Genomic DNA, 3,169 nt, shown 5'->3' with positions numbered 1-3,169 from the left:
ACGGGGACGGGGACGCCACGCGCACCGTCGTCTCCGAGCCGCAGGTCCCCGGCCGGCTGCTGCTCGTCGGCGAGCCCGGGGTCGGCCGGCTGGCCGTGCTGGCGCGGCGGCGCCTGGAACTGCTGCACGACGCGAGCGTGCGGATCGGCACCACCCTGGACGTCACCCGCACCGCCGAGGAACTCGCCGAGGTGGCCGTCCCCCGGTTCGCCGACTTCGTCGCCGTCGACCTGCCCGACCCGGTACTGCGCGGCGAGGAACCGGAGGCGCTCGACGGCCGGACCGCGCTGCGCCGGGTCGCCATCCGCGCCGTACGCAAGGATACGTGCCGTCCACGCCGCAGGCCCGCTCCCTGGAGACCAGGCAGTCCGTGCTGGAACCCGTCCTGTCCGAGGCGGGCGGCTGGATCGCGCAGGACCCGGAGCGGCTGGAGCGAGTGCTCGCGGCCGGCATCCACTCCCTGATCACCGTGCCGCTGCGGGCCCGCGGCACGACCCTCGGCGTGGTCAGCTTCTACCGCTCCCTGCAGCCCGCCTCCTTCGAGGACGACGACCTCTCCCTCGCCCAGGAGCTGGCCGGACGCGCGGCGATCTGCATCGACAACGCCCGCCGCTACACCCGCGAGCACAACACGGCACTCGCCCTCCAGCGCAGCCTGCTGCCGCGGGGCCGCCCCGAACAGAGCGCCGTGGAGGTCGCCTACCGCTATCTGCCCGCACAGGCCGGCGTCGGCGGCGACTGGTTCGACGTCATCCCGCTGTCCGGCGCCCGCGTCGCGCTGGTCGTCGGCGACGTCGTCGGGCACGGCCTGCACGCCGCCGCCACGATGGGCCGGCTGCGCACCGCCGTGCACAACTTCTGCTCCCTCGACCTGTCGCCCGACGACCTCCTCACCCACCTCGACGACCTGGTCGGCCGGCTCGACCGGGGCGAGGGCTGGGCGGCGGAGGGCACGCCCGACTCCGGCATCGTCGGAGCCACCTGTCTCTTCGCCGTCTACGATCCGGTGTCCCGGCGCTGCACCCTCACCCGCGCCGGGCACCCCCTGCCCGCGCTCGTCACGCCCGACGGCACCGTCGAGTTCCTCGACCTGCCGTCCTGCCCGCCCCTCGGCCTGGGAGGCCTGCCCTTCGAGACGGTCGAACGCGAACTGGCCGAGGGCAGCCAGCTCGTGCTGTACACCGACGGTCTGGTCGAGGACCGCCACCGGGACATCGACGCCGGCCTCGACCGGCTGCGGACGGTCCTGGCGCACGCCGACCGCCCTCCCGAGGAGACCTGCGAGGCCGTCCTGGACGCCCTGCTCCCGGCCCGCCCCGGCGACGACGTCGCCCTGCTCGTCGCCCGCACCCACACCCTGGGCGCCGACCACGTCGCCCAGTGGGACCTGCCCAGCGACCCGGCGGTCGTCTCCCGCTCCCGCGCCGCGGTCACCGAACGACTCGCCGCCTGGGGCCTGGACGAACTGGCCTTCACCACCGAACTCATCGCCAGCGAACTGGTCACCAACGCCATCCGCCACGCCACCGGCCCCGTCCAGCTGCGACTGCTCCGCGACCGCGCCCTGATCTGCGAGGTCTCCGACGGCAGCGGCACCTCACCCCGGCTGCGCCGCGCGCGGAGCACCGACGAGGGCGGCCGGGGCCTGTTCCTCGTCGCCCAGCTCACCGAGCGCTGGGGGACGCGGTACACCCCCAACGGCAAGATCATCTGGACGGAACAGCCGTTGCCGTGACGCTGCCGCCCTCAGGATGACGCCGGTGTCGGCAACCCCGGTCCGGCACACCGTGTATCCGCCTCCGGCACCGCCCCGTCGACGAGATACGCGGCCACCGTGCCGTCCACGCACCCGTTCCCCCGGCTGGCGAACACGCCGTGGGAGTAGTCGTCGTCGAGGACCACCATCCGGGAACCGGGCAGCACCTCCCGCAGTCGCCGGGCGCCCTCGACGGGCGTCACCGGGTCGTGCGCGGAGGCGACCAGCAGGACCGGCGGGGCGGCCGGGCTGCCGAGCGGGGTGCGGTGGGCGGGGCGGTGGTGCCAGTACGCGCAGGCCGTGGCCTCCAGGCCGGTCAGGACGGGCTGCGGGGCCAGCCGCCGTATGCGGCGGATGTCCGCCACGACCTGGCGCGGCGTCGGACCCGGACCGTCGGCGCACTTCACGATCCGGTTGGCCGCCTCGTAGTTGCGGGACTCGTGGCTGTCGAAGGCGGAGGCGGGGCGAAGGCCTGCCACGCCGCCGTCCGTCAGATAGGCGCGCAGGCCGTCGGCCAGGCCCGTCCAGCGTTCGGTGCGGCCGAGGGCGCGGTAGACGGCACGGTCGAACTCCGCCGGGCCGAAGCCGCTCACCGGGCGGGCGGCGAGGCCCTGGCGCACCCTCAGATACGCACGCCGTACGGCGTCCTCGTCGCCGCCCAGCCCGAAGCGCTCCTCGTGCGTCGCGGTCCAGGCGAAGAACGTGTCTCGCGCACGCAGCAGAGCCCGGCTCTGGACGACGTCGAAGTCGTGCCAGCTCCAGGGGCCGACCACACTGTCCAGCACCATGCGGCCGACCCGGTGCGGAAAGCGCGCCGCGTAGGCCGCGCCCAGGTAGGTGCCGTACGAGACACCGAGGAAGTTCGTCCGCCGCTCGCCCAGCGCGGCGCGGATCGCGTCCATGTCGTACGCCGTCTGCTCGGTGGACAGGTGCGGCAGCACCGCCGTGCCCGCGCCCGACGCGCAGTCGTCGGCCATGTCGCGTTGTGAGGCGAGGTACGCCCGCTCGGCGTGCGGGTCCGCCGGTACCGGGTCCGTGCCCGGCGCGGTGAAAAGGCCGCCCATCGCGCCGCAGTCGACCGGCGTGCTGCGGCCGACGCCGCGCGGGTCGAAGCCGATGACGTCGTACGAACGCCGCACGCTCTGAGGGAGTTTGGCGCGCTTGGTCACCGCGTAGGGGAGCCCGGAGCCGCCCGGGCCGCCGGGGTTGACCAGGAGGATGCCGCGGCGCTCGGCCGGGGTGCCGGAGGCGGGGACGCGGGAGACGGCGATCTCGACGCGCGGGCCGGAAAACGGACGGCGCCAGTCGAGGGGGACGGTCAGGCGCGCGCACTCCACGCGGTCCGGAGCGGGCGGCGCCGGTACGGACCGCGGGCAGGCGCCGAAGGCGAGGGCACGAGGGGAGGCCGTCGCG

General features: G+C 75.1%; 1 protein-coding gene and 1 pseudogene. One reads left to right on the top strand and one right to left on the bottom strand.

From position 1 onward, the window contains the following. Positions 1-56: 56 nt before the first annotated feature. Positions 57-1,735 (top strand): annotated as a pseudogene (locus tag L0P92_RS43640) (ATP-binding SpoIIE family protein phosphatase); the annotation flags it as partial. 11 nt (positions 1,736-1,746) lie between these two features. On the opposite strand, the gene L0P92_RS43635 reads toward L0P92_RS43640, so the two are convergent. Beyond that, positions 1,747-3,169 (bottom strand): alpha/beta hydrolase (locus L0P92_RS43635; protein ID WP_234768680.1); only part of this gene is annotated, 1,423 nt, incomplete at its 5' end.

The sequence above is a fragment of the Streptomyces muensis genome, from assembly GCF_021474425.1.
In the GTDB taxonomy this organism is placed as follows: domain Bacteria; phylum Actinomycetota; class Actinomycetes; order Streptomycetales; family Streptomycetaceae; genus Streptomyces; species Streptomyces muensis.
This window is presented reverse-complemented; position numbering and strand designations above follow the sequence as displayed.